This window comes from Arthrobacter sp. SlRoot2-15, assembly GCF_059739345.1.
Genome location: NZ_AP046058.1, coordinates 3,382,410 through 3,402,929, shown reverse-complemented (window position 1 = coordinate 3,402,929; position 20,520 = coordinate 3,382,410). Strand labels below are relative to the sequence as shown.

The 20,520-nt window shown below is 66.4% G+C and carries 18 protein-coding genes; 5 read left to right on the top strand and 13 right to left on the bottom strand.

Annotation, left to right across the window (positions count from 1 at the left end; genetic code table 11):
- Window positions 1-244: 244 nt before the first annotated feature.
- Window positions 245-898: a DUF4230 domain-containing protein gene (locus AC6I9V_RS15795; RefSeq protein WP_497900075.1), complete on the top strand. Its 654-nt coding sequence runs from the start codon at window positions 245-247 to the stop codon at window positions 896-898.
- A gap of 146 nt (window positions 899-1,044) precedes the next feature.
- Window positions 1,045-1,818: a hypothetical protein gene (locus AC6I9V_RS15790; RefSeq protein WP_349411349.1), complete on the top strand. Its 774-nt coding sequence runs from the start codon at window positions 1,045-1,047 to the stop codon at window positions 1,816-1,818.
- A 125-nt stretch (window positions 1,819-1,943) separates the two neighbouring features.
- On the opposite strand, the gene nrdF is transcribed toward AC6I9V_RS15790, so the two are convergent.
- The 9 genes from nrdF to AC6I9V_RS15745 form a co-directional block, all read right to left on the bottom strand.
- Complete coding sequence (gene nrdF, locus AC6I9V_RS15785) at window positions 1,944-2,918, bottom strand: class 1b ribonucleoside-diphosphate reductase subunit beta (RefSeq protein WP_175320945.1); 975 nt, start codon at window positions 2,916-2,918, stop codon at window positions 1,944-1,946.
- A gap of 247 nt (window positions 2,919-3,165) precedes the next feature.
- Complete coding sequence (locus AC6I9V_RS15780; protein ID WP_497900074.1) at window positions 3,166-3,705, bottom strand: GIY-YIG nuclease family protein; 540 nt, start codon at window positions 3,703-3,705, stop codon at window positions 3,166-3,168.
- A gap of 34 nt (window positions 3,706-3,739) precedes the next feature.
- A complete protein-coding gene (gene nrdE / locus AC6I9V_RS15775; RefSeq protein ID WP_497900073.1) occupies window positions 3,740-5,914 on the bottom strand; it encodes a class 1b ribonucleoside-diphosphate reductase subunit alpha in 2,175 nt (724 codons plus the stop codon).
- A gap of 14 nt (window positions 5,915-5,928) precedes the next feature.
- Window positions 5,929-6,414 (bottom strand): class Ib ribonucleoside-diphosphate reductase assembly flavoprotein NrdI, encoded by a 486-nt coding sequence (gene nrdI, locus AC6I9V_RS15770; protein ID WP_349411351.1) that lies wholly within the window; start codon window positions 6,412-6,414, stop codon window positions 5,929-5,931.
- Window positions 6,415-6,456: 42 nt separating this feature from the next.
- Window positions 6,457-6,702 carry a glutaredoxin-like protein NrdH gene (nrdH, locus tag AC6I9V_RS15765; protein ID WP_018773329.1) on the bottom strand — a complete coding sequence of 82 codons (246 nt, stop codon included), beginning with the start codon at window positions 6,700-6,702 and terminating at the stop codon, window positions 6,457-6,459.
- Between the two features lie 490 nt (window positions 6,703-7,192).
- Window positions 7,193-8,434: a class I SAM-dependent methyltransferase gene (locus AC6I9V_RS15760; RefSeq protein WP_497900072.1), complete on the bottom strand. Its 1,242-nt coding sequence runs from the start codon at window positions 8,432-8,434 to the stop codon at window positions 7,193-7,195.
- Window positions 8,431-9,879 carry a class I SAM-dependent methyltransferase gene (locus AC6I9V_RS15755; RefSeq protein WP_497900071.1) on the bottom strand — a complete coding sequence of 483 codons (1,449 nt, stop codon included), beginning with the start codon at window positions 9,877-9,879 and terminating at the stop codon, window positions 8,431-8,433. Before AC6I9V_RS15755 ends, AC6I9V_RS15760 begins: the two co-directional genes overlap by 4 nt.
- The gene (locus AC6I9V_RS15750; RefSeq protein ID WP_497900070.1) at window positions 9,876-10,607 is read right to left on the bottom strand and encodes a DUF1365 domain-containing protein; all 732 of its coding nucleotides are present in this window, start codon (window positions 10,605-10,607) and stop codon (window positions 9,876-9,878) included. The genes AC6I9V_RS15755 and AC6I9V_RS15750 overlap by 4 nt, the downstream gene beginning before the upstream one ends.
- Window positions 10,604-11,983 (bottom strand): NAD(P)/FAD-dependent oxidoreductase, encoded by a 1,380-nt coding sequence (locus AC6I9V_RS15745; protein ID WP_497900069.1) that lies wholly within the window; start codon window positions 11,981-11,983, stop codon window positions 10,604-10,606. Before AC6I9V_RS15745 ends, AC6I9V_RS15750 begins: the two co-directional genes overlap by 4 nt.
- Window positions 11,984-12,155: 172 nt before the next feature.
- Between AC6I9V_RS15745 and AC6I9V_RS15740 the strand changes: the two genes are divergently transcribed.
- Complete coding sequence (locus tag AC6I9V_RS15740) at window positions 12,156-13,076, top strand: LysR family transcriptional regulator (RefSeq protein WP_497900068.1); 921 nt, start codon at window positions 12,156-12,158, stop codon at window positions 13,074-13,076.
- A gap of 3 nt (window positions 13,077-13,079) precedes the next feature.
- Here AC6I9V_RS15740 and AC6I9V_RS15735 read toward each other — a convergent pair whose 3' ends face one another.
- Window positions 13,080-14,510 (bottom strand): aldehyde dehydrogenase family protein, encoded by a 1,431-nt coding sequence (locus tag AC6I9V_RS15735; protein WP_497900067.1) that lies wholly within the window; start codon window positions 14,508-14,510, stop codon window positions 13,080-13,082.
- Between the two features lie 99 nt (window positions 14,511-14,609).
- Between AC6I9V_RS15735 and AC6I9V_RS15730 the strand changes: the two genes are divergently transcribed.
- Window positions 14,610-15,116: a DUF2004 domain-containing protein gene (locus AC6I9V_RS15730; RefSeq protein WP_497900066.1), complete on the top strand. Its 507-nt coding sequence runs from the start codon at window positions 14,610-14,612 to the stop codon at window positions 15,114-15,116.
- A gap of 128 nt (window positions 15,117-15,244) precedes the next feature.
- Here AC6I9V_RS15730 and metE read toward each other — a convergent pair whose 3' ends face one another.
- Both metE and AC6I9V_RS15720 read right to left on the bottom strand, forming a co-directional pair.
- Entirely contained in the window at window positions 15,245-17,578 is a 2,334-nt protein-coding gene (metE, locus tag AC6I9V_RS15725; RefSeq protein WP_497900065.1) for a 5-methyltetrahydropteroyltriglutamate--homocysteine S-methyltransferase, read from the bottom strand.
- Between the two features lie 47 nt (window positions 17,579-17,625).
- On the bottom strand, window positions 17,626-18,600 hold the full coding sequence (locus AC6I9V_RS15720; RefSeq protein WP_497900064.1) for a methylenetetrahydrofolate reductase: 975 nt from the start codon (window positions 18,598-18,600) through the stop codon (window positions 17,626-17,628).
- Window positions 18,601-19,016: 416 nt separating this feature from the next.
- Here AC6I9V_RS15720 and AC6I9V_RS15715 point away from each other — a divergent pair, with 416 nt between their 5' ends.
- Window positions 19,017-19,220, top strand: a complete 204-nt coding sequence (locus AC6I9V_RS15715) for a hypothetical protein (protein ID WP_497900063.1) — start codon at window positions 19,017-19,019, stop codon at window positions 19,218-19,220.
- Window positions 19,221-19,271: 51 nt separating this feature from the next.
- On the opposite strand, the gene AC6I9V_RS15710 is transcribed toward AC6I9V_RS15715, so the two are convergent.
- Window positions 19,272-20,474 (bottom strand): ROK family transcriptional regulator, encoded by a 1,203-nt coding sequence (locus AC6I9V_RS15710; protein WP_497900333.1) that lies wholly within the window; start codon window positions 20,472-20,474, stop codon window positions 19,272-19,274.
- Between the last annotated feature and the right edge of the window lie 46 nt (window positions 20,475-20,520).

The following is a 20,520-nucleotide window of genomic DNA, read 5'->3' as shown; positions in this document are numbered from 1 at the left end:
TACTTGAAAAGTCAACGAATGTGCCGCGTCTCACACGCCGGGAAGGAGCGGAGCGTTGTGCTCCGCGCGACCTGCACCGTCTCGATCCGAAATGAGCTGTCGTTTGCCGAGCACCACTTAGTCTGGACAGGCGCCAACGGCACGGAGGGAAAAGTCAGGGAAGCAAGGCTCGCAACTTCGCCGGCTGTCCACCGACGTCGCCCGCCACGCGCATGACCACCACACGAAAAACGGGGAAATAACAATGAGTTCAATCCAGGCGGATTCAAATGCCAGGAAGAAGTCGACAATCAAGCGCATCACGTTCACACTTGTTGGCGCAGTCGTCGTGGCGCTGGTCGCGCTCGGTGTAGCGAACCTGCTCGGATTCAGCCCGTTCCAAGCGGGCAAGAACGATCGGGACCGGCCCGCACTGTTGAAGTCGATCCAGGACGTCAGCCAGTACCACGCGGCGGTCGGCAACTTCGAAGTCGTGATCGACGACAAGACCGACGATTCGTGGGTGCCGCCCATCATCGCCGGAAGACGGACGTTGTTCGTCGCGGCCGGCACCGTCAACGCCTACATCGATCTATCCGGCCTGGCTGAGAAGGACCTAAATCTGTCCGCGGACGGCAAATCGCTGACGGTGCGGCTGCCAGAGGCGCAGCTCGACAAGCCCAATCTGGATCTTGAGCGCTCCTACACCTACAGTCAGGACCGCGGCGTCTTGGACCGAATCTCGGATGCAGTCGGTATGCCAGAGCAGGAGAAGAAGATGCAAATCCTCGCCGAGAAGAAATTCACCGCTGCCGCTGAGCAGTCAGAGCTACGGAAGCGTGCCACCGAAAACACCAAGTCCATGCTGACTGGGATGTTTGGCTCCACCGGCATCAAGGTTTCGTTCCTCGACAAATAACTTGCATGGGAACCGGCTCGACCATGGACCCCGCACGAGTTAATGTGCGGGGTCCATTCGGTTTTCGAAGCGCTCACGGGGAGCACTGCGGACAGGCCGGGGACACCGTCGGTTCGGTGTCTGTGTAGACCGCTATCCTCGGGATTATGACTGAAAGCCCTCACTTGGTGAACCGAACCCGCGACTGGATCTCCAGGGCCCGTTCTTTTCACGTCCGGCAACTCACCACGCACCGCAAGGTGAGGCGTCTCGGAAAGACGCGACTGACATTTACCACCGGCCAGGCGCTAACGAACTTGGGCGCCTTTTTCGTTGCCGGGTCTACAGGCTCGGCAACCCTGCCGGACTGGGTGGTTGTAGGCATCGTGCTCGCGGGTTTCCTGTTGGGCAAGTTCCTGTTCCCCATCCCGGTCAGCAGCATCGCCAGCCGGCGCGGCCCAAGCGATGTGGTCAGCCGAAGCTCGTCGGAGCTGGACCGTATGACCCCACAGGAAATCCGGATTTATGAAAACAACATGGTTCTAAAGCACCGGCTCAAAGACTCCAAAGGGCTTGGAGCCGAACAAGCATTGCAACGCCAGCAAGAGGCCATCCGGAAGGCGGAAGAAGCCGCGGGTCTGGCTTCCGGAAGCCTAAGCGGGCTGTCGCTGGCTGACGCCCAAGCCTTCGGCTCCGTTGCCGCACAGCATAAGCTCCTAGACAGCCAGTGGCTGGCCTACGAAGTTGACCCTAAGCTGCAGTTCGATTTCCCGGCCATGTCCGACGCCGCTTTCCCCGCGACCGCGGCCATGAACAGGGCCAGGCGCCACGCCGAGCAGGCAAAGTCAGAATCCAACACGGCCAACTACCGGTCCGCCGTAGCGGCGTTCCGCGCGTCGCTGACTGCGGCCGAGGCCGCCGCCGGGGTGCCCCGGAAGTAGCCACCTATACCATTCGGGAACGACGAAGGCTCCGCGTGTTGATTACAACGCGCGAAGCCTTCGTCGTTGACAGCAGTCGCGGACGACGCGATCCGCCCTTCTCAGGGGAAATCGACGGACGGGACCTAGAAGTCCCAGTCGTCATCCTCAGTGTTAACAGCCTTGCCAATCACATACGACGAACCGGACCCCGAGAAGAAGTCGTGGTTCTCGTCGGCGTTGGGCGACAGGGCCGACAGGATGGCCGGGTTCACGTCGGTGACGGAGGCCGGGAACATGGCCTCGTAACCCAGGTTCATCAGTGCCTTGTTGGCGTTGTAGTGCAGGAACTTCTTGACGTCCTCGGCCAAGCCGACGGAGTCGTAGAGGTCGTGCGTGTACTGGACTTCGTTCTCGTAGAGCTCGAAGAGGAGCTCGAAGGTGTAGTCCTTGATCTCCTGCCGGCGCTCCTCGGAGACCTTCTCCAGGCCCTTCTGGAATTTGTAGCCGATGTAGTAGCCGTGCACGGCCTCGTCGCGGATGATCAGGCGGATCAGGTCGGCCGTGTTCGTCAGCTTGGCCCGCGAGGACCAGTACATCGGCAGGTAAAAGCCGGAGTAGAACAGGAAGCTTTCCAGCAGCGTGGAGGCCACCTTGCGCTTCAGCGGGTCGTCGCCCTGGTAGTAGTCCATGACGATCTGGGCCTTCTTCTGAAGGTTCTCGTTCTCGGTGGACCAGCGGAACGCCTCGTCAATCTCCTTGGTGGAGGCCAGCGTGGAGAAGATGGAGGAGTAGCTCTTGGCGTGCACGGACTCCATGAAGGCGATGTTCGTGTAGACAGCCTCTTCATGCGGGGTAACCGCGTCCGGGATCAGCGAGACGGCGCCGACGGTGCCCTGGATGGTGTCCAGCAAGGTCAGGCCGGTGAACACACGCATGGTGAGCTGCTGCTCGTCCGGGGTCAGCGTCGCCCACGACTGCACGTCGTTGGACAGCGGCACCTTCTCCGGCAGCCAGAAGTTGTTGACCAGGCGGTTCCAGACGTCAACGTCCTTCTCGTCCTGGATGCGGTTCCAGTTGATCGCCTCAACATGGCTAAGAAGCTTCACTTTTTCTGTCATGACTCCGACTCGCTTTCTGAAGAGAGACTGGGTTTGGCTGAGTCCTCGATGCAGAAGCTGCACTCGGCTTTCTCGATGCCTTTGTTGGTGTGATGTCTTGTGTGGGCACTGCGTCGGCTGGACGGCTTAGGGACGCCTTTCCGTACTGCTGACATTTTCGCACGGGTTTCCGCGCTGGCCTTCTTACCGAAGTTCGGATTGCCGGCACCTTTCCTGGCTTCCGAAAGAGCCGCACGTGTTTCCTCGCTCATGACGCGGCCATAGCTGGGATGTTCAGGGCCGAACTTGCCGAAGTTGGGATTCTCAGGGCCAGTGATCGTGCCCTTGCGCTCACGTGACCATTTTTCGCGCTGCTCAGCACTGTGGTTCTTCCCATAGAAGGAGGCTCCCGGCCCTGAAATCCGGGCGATCTTACGACCAGTCGAACGAATGCGGCCTCCCGCATGGCGTGCGTCCACACGACGCCGGTCGGTCCCAGGCCGCCGTCCGCAACGTTCAGCAGACGCTCTCCCTCGCGCCGCAGGTAGCTGATCCAGTCGATCTCGGCCTTCCCTAACTCGGGCAGACCCTCTATCCAGCCCAACTCATCCGCGATAACGTCCGCCGGGTCATGCTTTCGGAGCCAATCGTAGAACGGGGTCTTGCGTCCCTCTGCGGCCACGCGGAGGTGCTGATGGAAACGACGACTAGCCGTCTTGGTGGTGATACCGACATAGCGGTACTCGACCTCCCGCCGAAGACGGATGCCGTAGACCAAGCCGCCCGTCGCCGTCGCCGTTTCCATCATTTCATCTCCTAATGAGAATCAACCGATATTGGTTTCATAGTGCACAGCTGACGCAGCCCTCCACCTCGGTCCCTTCCAGCGCGAGCTGGCGGAGACGGATGTAGTAGATGGTCTTGATGCCCTTCTTCCAGGCGTAGATCTGGGCCTTGTTGATGTCACGCGTGGTGGCGGTGTCCTTGAAGAACAGCGTCAGGGACAGGCCCTGGTCCACGTGCTGCGTGGCCGCCGCGTAGGTGTCGATGACCTTCTCGTAGCCGATCTCGTACGCGTCCTGGTAGTACTCCAGGTTGTCGTTGGTCAGGTACGGCGCCGGGTAGTACACGCGGCCCAGCTTGCCTTCCTTGCGGATCTCGATCTTGGACGCCACCGGGTGGATCGAGGAGGTGGAGTTGTTGATGTAGGAGATCGAGCCGGTCGGCGGGACAGCCTGCAGGTTCTGGTTGTAGATGCCGTGCTCCATGACGGAAGCCTTCAGCTCGCGCCAGTCATCCTGGGTGGGGATGTGGATGTTCTTGAACAGCTCGGTAACCTTCGCCGTCTGAGGGACCCATTCCCGGTCCGTGTACTTGTCGAAGAACTCGCCGGACGCGTACTTGGACTTCTCGAAGCCGCCGAAGGTCTGGCCGGTCTCGATGGCCAGCAGGTTCGAGGCGCGGACCGCGTGGAACACCACCGAGTAGAAGTAGATGTTGGTGAAGTCCAGGCCCTCTTCGGAACCGTAGTGGACCCGCTCGCGGGCCAGGTAGCCGTGCAGGTTCATCTGGCCGAGGCCGATCGCGTGGCTCTGGTCGTTGCCGCGGGCGATCGAGGGCACCGAGGTGATGTTGGACATGTCGGAGACGGCCGAGAGCGAGCGGATGGCCGTCTCGATGGTCAGGCCGAAGTTCGGCGAGTCCATCGCCTTGGCAATGTTCATCGAGCCCAGGTTGCAGGAGATGTCCTTGCCGGTGGTGTCGTAGGACAGGTCATCGTGGTACGTCGTCGGCTGCGAAACCTGGAGGATCTCCGAGCACAGGTTGGACATGATGATCTTGCCGTCGATCGGGTTTTCCCGGTTCACGGTGTCCTCGAACATGATGTACGGGTAGCCGGATTCGAACTGGATCTCGGCGAGAGTCTGGAAGAACTCGCGCGCCTTGATTTTGGTCTTCTTGATCCGGGAATCGTCCACCATCTCGTAGTACTTCTCGGTGACCGAGACGTCGGAGAACGGCATGCCGTAGACCTTTTCGACGTCGTACGGCGAGAACAGGTACATGTCCTCGTCCTTCTTGGCCAGCTCGAAGGTGATGTCCGGGATCACGACGCCGAGCGAGAGGGTCTTGATGCGGATCTTCTCGTCCGCGTTTTCGCGCTTGGTGTCCAGGAAGCGGTAGATGTCCGGGTGGTGGGCGTGCAGGTACACCGCTCCGGCACCCTGGCGGGCACCGAGCTGGTTGGCGTACGAGAAGCTGTCCTCGAGGAGCTTCATCACGGGGATGACGCCGGAGGACTGGTTCTCGATCTGCTTGATCGGCGCGCCGACTTCGCGGATGTTGGTCAGCGCGAACGCCACGCCGCCGCCGCGCTTGGAGAGCTGCAGCGCGGAGTTGATGGACCGGCCGATCGATTCCATGTTGTCTTCGATGCGGAGCAGGAAGCAGGAGACCAGCTCGCCGCGCTGCTTCTTGCCGGCGTTCAGGAACGTGGGGGTGGCCGGCTGGAAGCGGCCCTCGATGATCTCATCCACCATCGCGGTGGCGAGCTTCTCGTCACCGCGGGCCAGGTGCAGGGCCACCATGCAGACGCGGTCCTCGTAGCGCTCCAGGAAGCGCTTGCCGTCGAACGTCTTGAGCGTGTAGGAGGTGTAGAACTTGAACGCGCCGAGGAAGGTCTCGAAGCGGAACTTCTTCTTGTAGGCGCGGTTGAAGAGCTCGCGGATGAAGTTCATCGTGTACTGGTCGAGGGTTTCGCGCTCGTAGTACTCGTTCTTGACGAGGTAGTCGAGCTTTTCCTCGAGGTCGTGGAAGAACACGGTGTTGTTGTTCACGTGCTGCAGGAAGTACTGGTGCGCGGCCTCGCGGTCGGCCTCGAACTGGATCTCGCCGTTGGGGCCGTACAGGTTCAGCATGGCGTTGAGCTCGTGGTAGCCCAGGCCCTGGTAAGCGGCCGGCAGCGCCGGCTTCTCGCCGGGGACGGTGTGCTTCTCGACGGCGGTGTTACCGGCCATGTGGGAACCCCCGGTCACTTCGGTGTCTGCGACAGTCGTGTCCAAAATTCTTCCAATCCTTGTTGTACTCGGCTGACGTCTTCCGGCGTCCCCATGAGTTCGAAACGATATAGGTGCGGGACCTGGCATTTGGCGGCGATGATGTCGCCGGCCATGCAGTAGTTGTCCCCAAAGTTCGTGTTGCCCGCCCCGATCACTCCACGGAGCTGTTGCCGGTTCCTCGGATCGTTCAGAAAGCGGATGACCTGCTTCGGAACGGATCCCTCTCCCCCGGTCCCCCCATAGGTGGGAAGCACCAGCACGTAGGGTTCGGTCGCCAGCAGTGCCGGTTCCCTCGCGTGGAGGGGGATGCGGGCGGCGTCGACACCCAGCTTCTGCACGAAGCGTTTGGTGTTCTCTGAGGTGGAGGAGAAGTAGATGAGGTGGCTGCCGGTAGTGCGAACCGTGGCTGAGTCCACGGTGGTCGCTGCCAGCGGCGGTCCGGCGGTTGCCAGTGCCATAGGAGTCACCTCATCCGACGTGGTGGTGCTGCGTGGAGGCTTTCAGGCGACCGCGACGGCGGCAGCCTGCGCCAGTTCTTCGATCTTGTCCGGGCGGAAGCCGGACCAGTGGTCCTGGTCGGTGACGACGACCGGGGCCTGCATGTAGCCCAGGGACTTGAGGCGTTCGAGGGCCTCGGCATCCTGGGAGATGTCGACGCTCTGGTAAGCGATGCCCTTCTTGTCGAGAGCGCGGTAGGTAGCGTTGCACTGCACGCAAGCCGGCTTCGTGTAAACCGTAACGGTCATGTCCTGAGTCCCCTTTGTTGAAGTCTTTGGTTCGTGTCCGGTGGGGCCGACTCGGAACAGGAATCCTTATCCGCTACTGGCCTCGCCTGGCGGTCTGCAACCGCTTCGCTCGAACTGTAAGTCGATACTACATGTAGTGCAAGAGCCCCGCGTGGACCCCAAGATGATGTATTACAAGTATGTCATTTAACGCACCATTAATCCACAGGCCGGGGCCTTCAAAATGTCCGGAATTCAGCCATTTTCGAGGACACCATCCACACCCTGTGGAGTAGTTAGCCACAATTAACCGCCCCGCGTGTCGCATTCTGGACGGCGTGTCGCGGGTTCCCCCAGAAGGGGCCGGAGTGGGACGAAGCACTACATATAGTGGCTGACGGCACAGCAAAGGCGGGCACCGGTCGGTACCCGCCTTAGCTCACGGTGATTCGCCTAACAGCGCTCCCGGCAGGGGACCTGCCGGGAGCGCTGTTAGGGCCGCTCCGGCCGCCTACTCCGGGCGGCTGCAGAGGATCTGTTCCACGCCCATCCGGCCCTCGGCGAAACTGCGCAGCGCGCCGACCAGGTACAGCCGCCAGACCCGGGCGATCTCTTCGCCCATCATCGCGACGGCGGCGCCGTGGTTCTGCTCGAACCGCGCGTACCAGGCCTCGAGGGTCCGGACGTAGTCGCGGCGCATCGCCTCGACGGCCTCGACCTCGAGTCCGGCGTCTTCCAGGAACCCCAGGGTCTCCCCCACCGGGCGCATGTGCATGTCCGGGGCGATGAACGACTCGATGAACGGCCCGCCCCCGGGGTGCTTGCCGCGCCGGGACATCTGCTGCACCAGCACCCGGCCGCCGGGGACCACGTTGTTGAACAGCGCGGCGGCGTACACCGGGTAGTTCCGCTGCCCCACGTGCTCGCCCATCTCCAGCGAGGCGACGGCGTCGAACGGGCCGTCCGGAATCTCGCGGTAGTCCTGCACCCTGATCTCCACGCGCCCCTCGAGGCCGCGTTCCTTGATCCGGGCGTCGATGAACGCCTTCTGTTCCACGGAGAGCGTGACGCCGACGACGTCGATGCCGTAGTGCTGCGCGGCGTGCAGGCTCAGCGAGCCCCAGCCGCAGCCGACGTCCAGCATCCGCATCCCTGGCCGCAGCCCGATCTTGCGGCAGACCAGGTCAAGTTTGTCCCGCTGAGCGTCTTCGAGGCCGTAGCCTGGCGCGGCGTTCCCGCGCGAATCCGTCCAGTACCCGCTCGAATAGGCCATCTGCGGGTCAAGAATCAGTGCGTAGAAGTCGTTGCTGAGGTCGTAGTGGTGGCTGATGGCGGCGCGGTCGCGGATCAGGCTGTGCAGCCGTCCCTTCACCCGGGCCTGGCTGGCCGGCGGCTCGGGCGGGGCGCCCAGGGCTCCGGCTTCCTTCGCGATCCGGGCGACGCCGGCGAGCACGGCCGGGGTGGGGCGGATGCCGGACAGGCCGCGGTCCCTGACCACCTTCCACAGGTGCTTGAGGGCAGCGTTGAGGTCGCCGTCGACGTCCAGCTCTCCGGTGACGTACGCCTGGGCGGCACCCAGTTCCCCCGGTGCCCAGAGCAGCCGGCGGATGGCGTCAGGTGAGTTGAGCCGCACCACGGGGGCGCCGGCGGGGCCGGTCTCGCTGCCGTCCCAGACGATCAGCCGGACGGGGAGCTCGCCGCCCACCAGCGGCCGGAGGACCTCGGCGATGGTGCCGGCCAAGGCGCCGGTCATCCTGCCGCCCGTTCGCCGGACGCCGTCGTCGCGCGGGTGCGGCCGGCAGCCTTGGTGGCCGCCTTGTCCAGGACGATTTGCTGGACGTTCAGGTATCCGGTCTCGAAGCCGGCACGGGAGTAGCACAGGTAGAACAGCCACATCCGCTGGAAGATCTCGTCGAAGCCGAGGGCGCGGACGTCCTCGCCGCGGGCCATAAAGCGCTCCTCCCACAGCCGCAGCGTCTGGGCGTAGTGCTCGCCCATGGCGAGGCGTTCGCGGACGCGGAGCCCGGTCTGCTTCTCGGTGATCTCTTCAATGGCCCGGACCGAGGGGATGACGCCGCCGGGGAAGATGTATTTGTGCACCCAGGTGTAGCTGGTCCGGGTGGCGATCAGCCGGTCGTGGCCGATCGTGATGGCCTGGATGGCGACCTTCCCGCCGGGGGCCAGCACGCGTTCGATCGTCTGGAAGTAGGTGGCCCAGTATTCGTAGCCGACCGCTTCGATCATTTCGACCGAGACGACGGCGTCGTACTCGCCCTCCACGGCCCGGTAGTCCTTGAGTTCGATCGTGACGGCGTCGGCGTAGCCTGCCTCGGCCACGCGCTGGCGTGCCAGTTCCTGCTGTTCGCTGGAGAGGGTCACGGAATAGACCGTGGCCCCGCGGGCTGCGGCGCGGAGGGCGAGTTCGCCCCAGCCGGTGCCGATCTCCAGCACGCGCGTTCCTTCCGTCACCCCGGCCTTGTCCAGCAGCCGGTCGATCTTGGCCTGCTGCGCGGCGGCCAGACCGTCCCACGCCACGTGGCCCAGCGCCTCGCCGCTCTCAGGGAAGAGGGCGCTGGAGTAGGTCATGGTGCTGTCCAGGAAGGTCGCGAAAAGCTCGTTGGACAGGTCGTAGTGCCGGGAGATGTTGGAGCGGGTGTTCTGCTCCGAGTTCCGTTCGGTGCGCGGGGTGCGGGGCAGGTAGAGGCCGCGGAGCTTCTGCAGCGGCTCCGGGACCAGCGTCCCGACCCGGGCGGCGAAGACTTCCATCACTGCCGTGAGGTTGTCCGCGTCCCAGTCTCCGGCCATGTAGGACTCCCCCAGCCCGATCAGGCCGCCGTCGCCCAGGCGTGCGGCGAAGGCTTCCGGCCGGTTCATCGTCATGACGGGATACGGCTCGCCGGACGGGGACTTGCCGGCGGAGGCCCTGCCCAGGACGGTGCCGTCGGGGTAGCGCACCTCCAGCGGGAGGCTGCGTACGGCGGCGCGGAAGATGGCGTCCGCGACCCGCCCGGCGAGCCGCGCCTTGAGGCTCGAGGGCCCCGCGGCGATGCTGGGCCAGATTCCGGCGTCAACGACGGCGGGCGGCTGCGGCACCGTATAGGGCACGCTGGGGTTGGACTGCGCGTTCTTCAGCGCTGCCTTGGACTGCGATGGGTTCTTCTCCACCGGCTGGGATCCGGTCGCTTCGGTCATGGTCACTGGACTGCCTCCTGTGAGGGGTGGTGTGGTCTCTTGATGACGGGCAGCCTGCGTGCCCAAAGTTTGATGCCCTGCCAGCGGATCTGCGCTGCGACCCGCAGCGGCGCCAGCGGGACGGCGAGCGCCGCGGCCAGGATGTTCGGCACGGTGGCTTCGCTGCGGACGCCGTCCATGGTGGCGACGAAGGGTTTCTGTCCCTCGCGTTCCAGGACGATCGAGACCGCCAGCCGCCCGCCGGGCTCCGGAAGCTTCATCCGGTACTGGCCCTCGACGTCGTTGAACGGCGAGACGTAGAACGCCTTGGGCACGCTGGCCCGGCCGGCGTCGTCGGTCTCCAGCAGGTAGCAGTGACGCTCCCCGTAGGTGTTGTGGACCTCGGCGACCACGCAGCGCAGCACCCCGGCGGCGTCGTGGCACCAGAACAGGCTCAGCGGGTTGAAGACGTGGCCGAGGACACGGGCGCTGGCCAGCATGGTGATCCGGCCGCCGTCGAGGGTGATGCCCTGCGTGGCGAGGTAGCGCTCGACGTTGCCGCGCAGTGTCCCGTCCGGGTCGCCCAGGTGGTCCGCGGCGGAGAAGCCGGCCAGCGGCGCGAGCCAGCGCGGCAGCTTCGGAAGGGAGTCGACGTCGACATACCAGCTGTAGCTGCGGTAGGTGAAGGCGTTCTTGAGCGGGGTGCGCCGCACGTGCGCGATCGAGGTGCGGTAAATCGCTGCCTGGCTGCTCATGCGCCCTCCAGGGACGTCTGGAGTTCCGCTGCCTGCGGCCCCGCCGCGCGGTCTTCCCAGTCGCGGCCCAGCCGGGCGGCGGCGCGGACGCCGGAGAGGGCGCCGTCCTCGTGGAAGCCCCAGCCGTGGTAGGCACCGGCGAAGGCCAGGCGGCTGTCGCCGAGGCCCAGGATCTGCTGCTGGGCGCGCAGCGAATCCGGGGTGTACTGCGGGTGCTCGTAGACCATCTGCTCCAGCACGGTGCCGTCGTCGATCAGCTCCGACTCCCCGAGGCTGACGATGTAGCGCCGGCCGTCCGCCGGTTCCAGCCGCTGCAGCCGGGTCATGTCGTAGCTGACCAGCACCCGGTCCGGGCGGGCGTCGCAGGAGGGCAGGCGGTAGTTCCAGGAGGCCTTGGCGTTGTCGCTGGCGGGCAGCACGGCGTCGTCGCGGTGGAAGACGGTGTGGTTGACCGAGTAGGGCATGCCGGCGAGCGCCTCCCGCTCGGCGGGCGAGGCGTCCGTGAGCATCCCCAGCGCCTGCGCCGGGTGCGTGGCGATCACGACGGCGTCGAAGGTTTCGGTGCTCTCGGTGCCGTTGGCCGTGGTGATGTCCACCCCGCCGGCGTGGCGCCGGACGCGGGTGACCGGGCTGGCGAGGCGGACATCGGGCAGCGTGGCGGCGAGCTTGTCCACGTAGCTGCGGGAGCCGCCGGTGACCGTGCGCCACTGCGGGGAGCCCTTGACTCCGAGGAGTCCGTGGTGGCCGAGGAAGGTGAAGAGGTAGCGCGCCGGGTACGCCAGCGCGGTGGTCGGGTCGCAGGACCAGACGGCGCTGACCACCGGGGTCATGAAGTGCACGATGAAGTAGCTGCTGAACTTCTCCCGGTCCAGGAACTCGCCCAGGGTCAGCTCGGGAGTGCCGGCCGTGGCGGCCCCGTCGGCGTCGGTTTCCGCGAGCAGGGCGCGGGCCCGGCGGTAGAAGCGCCCGACCTCCAGCAGCATCTTCAGGTAGCGGCCCCGCAGCAGGGTGGAGGGCCGCGGGATGATTCCCCGCGCGCCGCCCCGGGCACCGGCGTACTCGAGGCCGCAGCCGTCGCAGCGGATGGACATGCTCATTTCCGAGTCCTGGGTCTGCACGCCCAATTCACGGAAGAGCCGCAGCAGGGTGGGGTAGGTCCGTTCGTTGTGGACGATGAAGCCGGTGTCGATGCCCAGCACGGAACCGTCGGTCTGGGGCACGTCATGGGTGTGGGCGTGGCCGCCGAGCCGCACGTCTGCCTCGAAGACGGAGACGTGGTCCCGCCGGTTCAGCACGTAGGCGGCGGTCAGTCCGGCCACCCCACTGCCGATCACGGCAACCCGCCGTCCGTCCGGGATACTTGCTGCTTGCTGCACTGGTCCGCTCCTGTTGCTTCGCCTGAATTGTCCTGATGGATCTACTTATGGGCAATTCGTCACCGCGGGGCCGCCGGATGAGTGTGATTTCACCCCGGCTGCCTGGGAACCAATGTGCCAGAATGAAGCGGGATTTCGCACCCGCCTCACCGTAACCACCGAAGGGCAGCCCTTGATCAACCCCGTGCACCTCCGAACGCTGGTGGAAGTGGTCCGGCTCGGCTCCTTCACGGCGGCCGCCACCCGGCTCGGCTACACGGCATCGGCGGTGTCGCAGCAGATGTCCGCGCTGGAACGGGACACCGGGGTGGCCCTGTTCCAGCGCTCGGCCAGGAGCATCCAGCCCACGGAGGCCGCCGCCGTGATGACCCGGCACGCGGCCAAGGTCCTCACCGATATCGACACGCTGATGGCGGCGGCGGCCCGGACCCACGACAGCACGAGCCAAGAGCTCCGGCTGGGCATCTTCCCGTCCCTGGCCACCTACGTCCTCCCCCGGATCCTGCAGAATCCGGCCTGGCGGAAGCTCGGCATCGAGCTGCGGGTCTCCGTGGCCGAACCTGGCCAGACCATCCAGGGCCTGCGCACCGGCGGCGAACTCGACGTGGCCCTGGTCTACCAGGTGGGCCAGTCGGGCCTGGCCTGGCCGCACACGGTGAACCGGCAATGGATCGGCGACGACGACTTCCGGGTGGTGCTGCCCGCCGCCTGGGGCATCGGCCCTGATTCCAAGGTCGCGGCGGACCACCTCTCCGACATGCCGTGGATCATGCACCACCCCGGCACCTCGGACGCCACCGTGATTGAACGGCTCTTCGCCAGCTGCAACCTGCACCCGCGTGTGGTCGCCTACAGCGACGACTTCCACGCCAGCCTGGAAATGGCGGCCGCCGGCCTTGGGGCGGCGCTGGTCCCGGAACTGGCCTTGCTGCGCCGGCCCCCGGGCGTGGTGGTGCTGGACGTCCCGGAAATCCGGCTGGCCCGCAACGTCTTTGCCCTGTTGCCCAAGGAGAAGCTGACGGCCCAGGTCCAGCTTTTCGTGGAGCTGCTCGCGGACACGCTGCACAAGCTCGGCACCACTCGCCGGGACTGACTCCTAGGGCTGGCCGGAGCCCTTCCTGGCCTTTTTGCCTGACTTGACGCCGAGTTTCCCGGCCGGCGCCACCAGGGTGCTGATGATCCGGTGCTTGGCCTTGGTGTAGGGCGGGTAGATCAACTCCAGCGTGTCCGGCCAGTGCGGCTTGGACAGGGTGGAGCGCTCGTGCGAGAAGGTCCTGAGCGAATGTTCGCCGTGGTAGGCGCCCATGCCGCTGTTGCCCACCCCGCCGAACGGCAGTCCGGGCACCGTCAGGTGCGCGGCCGGGACGTCGAAGCACAGCGCACCCGAGGAGGTCTGTTCGGAGAACGCCCGGCGCGTGCCGGCGTCGTTGCTGAATACGTACAGGGCCAGCGGCTTGGGCCCGGCGTTGATCGTCCGGATCGCCTCGTCCTTGCCGCTGACCGGGACCAGTGGCAGCAGCGGGCCGAAGATTTCCTCCGCCATCACCGCGTCGCCGGGAGCCGGCCGGAGCAGGGTCGGGGCGAAGTGCCGGCTGGCGGCGTCGCGCCCGCCGCCGTGGACCACGGTGCTGCCGTCCGCGAGCGCTGCCAGCCGGTCGAAGTGCCTGTCGTTGATAATCCGGCCGTAGGAGTCGCTCCGGGCCGAGTCCTCCCCGAAGAGGGCCCCGATCGCCTTGACCAGTTCGCGTTCCAGCGGGGCGAGCACGTCCTCCGTGGCGAGGATGTAGTCCGGGGCCACGCAGGTCTGCCCGGCGTTCATGAACCTGCCCCAGGCCAGCCGCTTGGCCGCCTTGGCCAGGTCGGTCGACGCGTCCACGTAGGCCGGGGACTTGCCGCCCAGTTCCAGGGTCACCGGCGTCAGGTGCTCCGCGGCGGCGCGCAGCACCACCTTGGCCGCGGCCTCCCCGCCGGTGAAGAAGATGTGGTCGAAGCGGAGGGCCAGCAGCTCGGTCGTCTCGGGAATGCCGCCCTCAATAACCTGCGCCGCGTCCGGCAGGTACTCGGGAATCCAGCGGGCCAGGGCGGCGGAGGTGGCCGGGGCGTGCTCGCTGGGCTTGAGCACCACGGTGTTGCCCGCGGCCAGGGCACCGGCCAGCGGCGCGAGCAGCAGCTGCAGCGGGTAGTTCCACGGGCCGATCACCAGCACCACGCCCAGCGGGGTGAGCTCGGTCCAGGCCTTGGCCGGCTGGACGGCGAGCGGCACGGACACGGACCGCGGGCGCAGCCAGGCCTCCAGGTGCTTCTCCAGGTGCGATGCCTCGGCCGTGACAAAACCGATCTCGGTCAGCTGGGCCTCGGTTTCGTGTTTGCCCAGGTCGCCGGCGAGCGCTGCGGCGAAATCCTCGCGCCGTTCGATCAGCATCCGCCGCAGGCTGCCGAGCTGTTCCAGCCGCCACGCCAGCGGACGGGTGGTTCCGTTGTCAAAAACTTCACGGGCACGGGCAACGGTGGCGGCGACGGTCTGCATCCGATCAATGTACCGGCCGCACGCCCCGCGGCGGGTCCGGTATCGGATAAATCCCCAGCGATGCTGGAACGGACCAGTTTTCAGGACTATGTTGAAGACATGAGCAAGGTAGCGAGCCAGCACTTTGGAGAGATCGAGCTCAACCACGGGCGTGACCATAATTTCGCCGCGAAACACGAACTCGCGGGCCAGCCCCTGGAACTTGACCTAAGTGTCAACGCGCATGACCACTTTGATGAGGCGGCCATGCACAAGGTCGACTACCGGCTGCGTTTCCTGCCCGAGCTCGTGGACCAGGTCCGCGACATGATCGCTGAGGAGCTGGAGCAGGAAGGCACCAGCCCGCAGGAATACCTCCGCTTCCACTGCAACGCCATCAAGCCCGAGCACCTAAAGCAGGTCTTCGGCGTGACCGACAAGGCGCAGCTGACCAACCAGGTCTTCCTCAAGGCCCTGAAGCTGGGCCACGTGGGCATCTTCCCCGGCCAGCCGGAGCGCTACTTCGTCCTGGACTTCACCCTGGGCTCACACTTCACCGATGAGATCCTGGTGGCCTCCGCGGACGAGGACGGCGTCGTCGACGACGAGATCCTCTGGGAATCCTGATCGGCTGCTCCGTTCACGCCCTTTTGAGGGGCCATAAGGGCGTTTGCTCAGCAGCCTGGTAAAACGCGTACGACGGCGGCCGGCCACCTTGTGAGGTGGCCGGCCGCCGTCGTAGGTGGCGCAGCAGGCTACTTGGCCGCTTCCAGCAGCTCGGCGCGGACCGTCTTGGCGGCGTGCACCAGGTTGCGCAGGGACTCCTCGGTCTCGGCGTAGCCGCGGGTCTTCAGGCCGCAGTCCGGGTTGACCCAGAGCTGGCGGGACGGGACGTGCTTGACCGCGGTGCTGAGCAGCTCGGTGACTTCCTGCTCCCCCGGGACGCGCGGCGAGTGGATGTCGTAGACGCCCGGGCCCACGCCGCGGCCGAAGCCGTGTGACTCGAGGTCGTGGACAACCTCCATGCGGGAACGGGCGGCCTCGATCGAGGTGACGTCGGCGTCGAGGCCGTCAATCGCGTCGATGATCGCGCCGAACTCCGAGTAGCACAGGTGCGTGTGGACCTGGGTGGCGTCCGCGGCGCCGGCGGTCGCGAGCCGGAAGGACTTCACGGACCAGTCCAGGTACGCGGCCTGCTCGGCCTTGCGCAGCGGGAGGAGTTCGCGCAGCGCCGGCTCGTCGACCTGGATGACCTTGATGCCGGCGGCTTCGAGGTCCGCGATCTCGTCCCGGAGCGCCAGGGCCACTTGGTTGGCGGTCTCGCCGAGGGGCTGGTCGTCGCGGACGAAGGACCACGCCAGGATGGTGACCGGGCCTGTGAGCATGCCCTTCATCGGCTTGTTCGTCAGGGACTGCGCGTAGCGCGCCCATTCAACGGTGATCGGGGCGCTGCGGGTGACGTCGCCCCAGAGGACGGAAGGGCGGGTGCAGCGGGAGCCGTAGGACTGGACCCAGCCGTGCACGGTGACGTCGAAGCCTTCGAGGTTCTCGGCGAAGTACTGGACCATGTCGTTGCGCTCGGGTTCGCCGTGGACCAGCACATCGAAGCCGAGCTCTTCCTGGAGTTCCACCACGCGCTTGATCTCGTCCTGCATGAGCTGCTCGTACTGCTCCGTGCTGAGTTCGCCCTTGTTGGCGCGGGCCCGGGCGGTGCGGATTTCACCGGTCTGCGGGAAGGAGCCGATGGTGGTGGTGGGCAGCGGCGGCAGGTGCAGGGCCTCGGTCTGCGCGGCCTCGCGGACGCCGTACGCCGAGCGGCTGAAGTCTGCGTCGGTCAGGGCGGCGGTGCGGTTCCGGACCTCCGCGCGGCGGACGCCGTCGGCCGCGGCGCGGTCGGCGATGATGCGGGTGGCCTCGTCGATGGCAGGCCGGACGGCGTCGGGGTCGGTCAGGAGCCCGGCGAGGGTGACCACCTCGGCGGCTTTCTGGTCGGCGAAGGCGAGCCAGCTGCGCAGCTGCGCGGAGAGCTGGACTTCCTCGTCGACGTCGTGCGGGACGTGCTGGGTCGAGGTGGAGGTGCTGACGGCCAGCTTGGCGACGGACTTCTGCAGCTCGGCGATCGTGGCTGCGGAGGCGGCGAGGTCGTTGCGCCAGATGTTGTGGCCGTCCACAACACCGGCGACGAGGGTCTTATTGCCCAGCCCGGCCAGCGCGGCGGCCGAGGGGACCTCACCCTTGAAGACGTCCAGGTGCAGGGCGTCGATGCCGGTGGCCGCGAGGGTGCCGAGCTGACCGCCCAGCGCCCCGTACGGGGTGGAGACGAACAGCTGCGGGCGGTTCGCGGCGGCGGCGAGAACCTCGTAGGAGCGGGCGACGGCGGCGTCGATTTCCGCTGCCGGGGTGTCCTGGTCCACTACGAGGGCGGGCTCGTCGAGCTGAACCCAGCTAGCGCCGGCGGCGGCCAGCTTCTGGAGCAGGGCGGTGTAGACCGGGAGGACGTCCTCGAGGCGGGACAGCGGGCTGAACCCGGCCGGGGCGTCATCGGAGGCCTTGCTCAGCAGCAGGAACGTGACCGGTCCGACGAGGTACGGCCGGGTTTCCACCCCGTTGGCGAGGGCGTAGGCGAATTCCTCGACGATCCGCTCGGAGGTCGGCGCGAAGCTGGTTTCCGGGCCGATTTCCGGGACGAGGTAGTGGTAGTTGGTGTCGAACCACTTGGTCATTTCCAGCGGCTGCTGGTCCTTGGTGCCGCGGGCCAGGGTGAAGTAGCCGTCGATGTCGAGCTGGCCGTCGGCGTCCAGGAGGTTGCCGAAGCGGGCGGGCACGGCGCCGAGGTGGGCTGCGGCGTCGAGGACCTGGTCGTAGTAGGAGAAGGTGCCGGGGACGGCGGCGGCCTCGGTCAGGCCCAGGCCCTGCAGGCGCTTGGCGGTGCCGAGCTGGATGTCCTTGGCGGCGGCGTCCAGGGCTGCGACGTCGATCTTGCCCGCCCAGTAGGCCTCGACGGCCTTCTTGAGCTCGCGGCGGCGGCCGATGCGCGGGTAGCCGAGGATCGAGGCGGACGGGAAGGGGGTGTTGTGCTGTTCAGTCATGGGGAAGTCCTTGGGTTTTGTCGTCAGGTTGCGTCGGAAGCGGATGGTCAGCTGGCGAGCTGCTGGCCGGCGCCGCGGCGCGCGGCCCCGGTGCGGTTGCCGGCCCGGTGCGGGCGCGGCAGCGCAAGCTTGTCCAGCACGTCGAGGGCGCTGGCGTGCTCATTGAAGGTGTAGAGGTGGAGGCCCGGGGCTCCGGCGTCCAGTGCCGCGTTGGCCAGGTCCACGGTGGCCGTGACCCCGATGCGGTTGCGTTCGGCGTCGGTCTCGGCGGCCGAGAGCTTTTCGATCAGCTCCGGGGCCGGCTCGACGCCGGTGAGTTCGCCGAGGCGGGTGAGCCGGCGGATGCTGGTCAGCGGCATCACCCCGGGGACGATCGGGATGGTGACCCCGGCACGGCGTGCCCGGGTCAGGAGCTGCGCATACTGCTCGGTGTGAAAGAAGACCTGGGTGATGGCGAAGTCCGCGCCGGACCGCTGCTTGGCGAGCAGCACCTCGACGTCGTGCGCCTCACTCGGTGATTCGGGATGCCGGGTGGGATAGGCGGCGACGCCGACTGCCACTTTGCCGGCGCACAGCAGCGCCGAGCGGCGCTGTTCGACGCGGCGGATCAGTTCGATCAGGTCCTGGGCGTACCGGAGCGAGCCGTCCGCCGGGAGTTCGCCGTCCCTGGGCTGGTCCCCGCGCAAGGCGAGGATGCCGCGGACGCCGACGTCGAGCAGTTCGCCGATGATTTCGGCGAGCTCCTGAGGGGTGTTGCCCACGCAAGTCAGGTGCGCCAGCGGGCGCAGCGAGGTTTCCTGCACCAGGCGTCGGACAAGTTCGACGGCGGTGCCCCGGTTGGAGCCGCTCGCACCGTAGGTCACCGACACGTAGTCGGGGCTTGTGGCTTCCAGTTCGGCGATGGTGGTCCAGAGCGTTTCCGCGGCCGCGGGAGACCGGGGCGGGAACAGCTCATACGACAGGGCCAGAGGGGCCGCGCAGGCGAGATTGGGATGTGCGTCGATAAGGCTTGGTGGAGACATTTGCGTCCTTGGCTGTGAGCCACTGCCGCCAGCTGAGGCCGGAAAACCGGCCGGCGCTGCCGCCAATGAGTTGAGTTTGGGGAACACGGAGGAAACTTCAGCAGGGCGCAGCCGCGACTGTTACGCCTGGTACGAAGTTGTCCGTGAGCAAATGTCAGGCCCACATGGGGGCACCCACACCCTCCTTGGCCGCCGCTGGATTGTTCCGGGGAATTTTCCAGTGGGCCGGCCTGCAGCGGAGGATCGCTGACACGTTACCGCGGTAACTTGACTACGACTCTAAGGGCCGGGAAAGCGGCAAACAAGTCGGACGCCGAATTAAGACGCGTCTTTACGCAGCCGTGACGGTCGAGACAGAAGATTATTCGCCCCCAAGGGCCCTCCCCTTGTCCGCGGCGCAGGTCTATCCTGATGCCATGATTCAGCTTCCAGCAAGTTACCAGGAGTATCTCGCCGGCAAGAGCGAGAGTTTTGTCAACACGGTCAGGCCGGTGCTGATGCAGTCCGCCGCGGACAAGTTGCACGGTGTCAAGGTGTCCTACAACCGGGGCCCCACCGGGCACCAGGCGCACGTGGACGAGGCGATCCCCTTCGGCACCGTCATCGAGGACATCGACTGAATTGGTGCTGACCGTGGCGGCGCTGCCGGCGGCGGCGTCTGAGGGCAGGCCCTAACCCTCCAGCAGCAGGCGCTGGGAGCGGGGCGCCAGGGTGTGCTCGAGGACCAGGCACGCGGCGCCGATCGCACCCACGTCCTCGCCCACGCCCGTGCCCACCACTTCGATCCCGTGGATCTTGCAGGTGGCGCTGTTCTCGCCGACGAGGCCCGGGATCAGCTCCAGGTAGGCCGGAGCGAGGCAGGTCCAGAACGGTCCGCCAAACACCACCCGGTCCACATCCAGGGCGTTGGTGACCGCGGAGATGGCCCGGCCAACCAGCACAGCGGATTTTCGGATGATCTCCAGTGCGGCCTCGTTCCCGCCGTAGGCCAGCGCACAGAGTTCCGCGAAGCTTTCCTGCACCGCCGGGGCGCTCCGGTCCGCGCGGGAGCCGTCCAACACCCCGGCTGCCTCGGCCTGGGCCACCAGGACCTGCGGGATGGCCGAGGATTTCACGCAGCCGCGCTGGCCGCAGTCGCACAGCGGCCCGTCCGGGTCCACGATGATGTGGCCGATTTCGCCGGCGTTGCCGGAGGTGCCGCGGATGACCTCGTCGTTGAGGACCAGACCGCACCCTATGCCGGAGCCCATGTACATAAAGACGAAACTGCCGGCACCGCTGGGACCGCCGGCCCAGGTTTCGGCCACGGCGGCGCTGGTTACGTCCTTGTCCAGGATCGTGGAGAGCCCGGTCGCCTCGGCCAGGGCGTCACGCAACGGAACGCGCTCCCAGCCCGGCAGCAGCGGCGGATCCACCACGGCGCCTTCGACCAGGTCGATGGGCCCGGGCGAGGCGACACCCAGCCCGGCGACCTTGGAACGGTCCACCCCGGAGTCCTCGACCAGCTGCTTGATCTCGGCGGCGATGGTGTCGATGATGGAGCCCGGATCCGTGCGGGAGGGGGTCTTGATCCGGGAGTGCTTGACGACGGCGCCGACGAGGTCCAGCACTACGAAGGTCAGGACGGCGGGGTCGAGGTGGACGCCCACGGCGTACATGCCGCCGGGGTTGAGCCTGAGCATGGTCCGCGGTTTGCCGGGCCCGGTGCCTTCCTTGCCCGCCTCGACGATGAGGTTCTGGTCCAGCAGCCGGCGGGAGATGTTGGAAATGGTTTGCGGCGAGAGTCCGACGATCTGCGCGAGTTCCACCCGGCTGAGGCCGCCCGGGGCGCGCCGGATCGCGTCGAGAATGACGGTGAGGTTGAAATCCCCCATCCGGGGGAGGTTCGTTCCGCGCCGCGGCGAGGGTGTGCGGATCTCA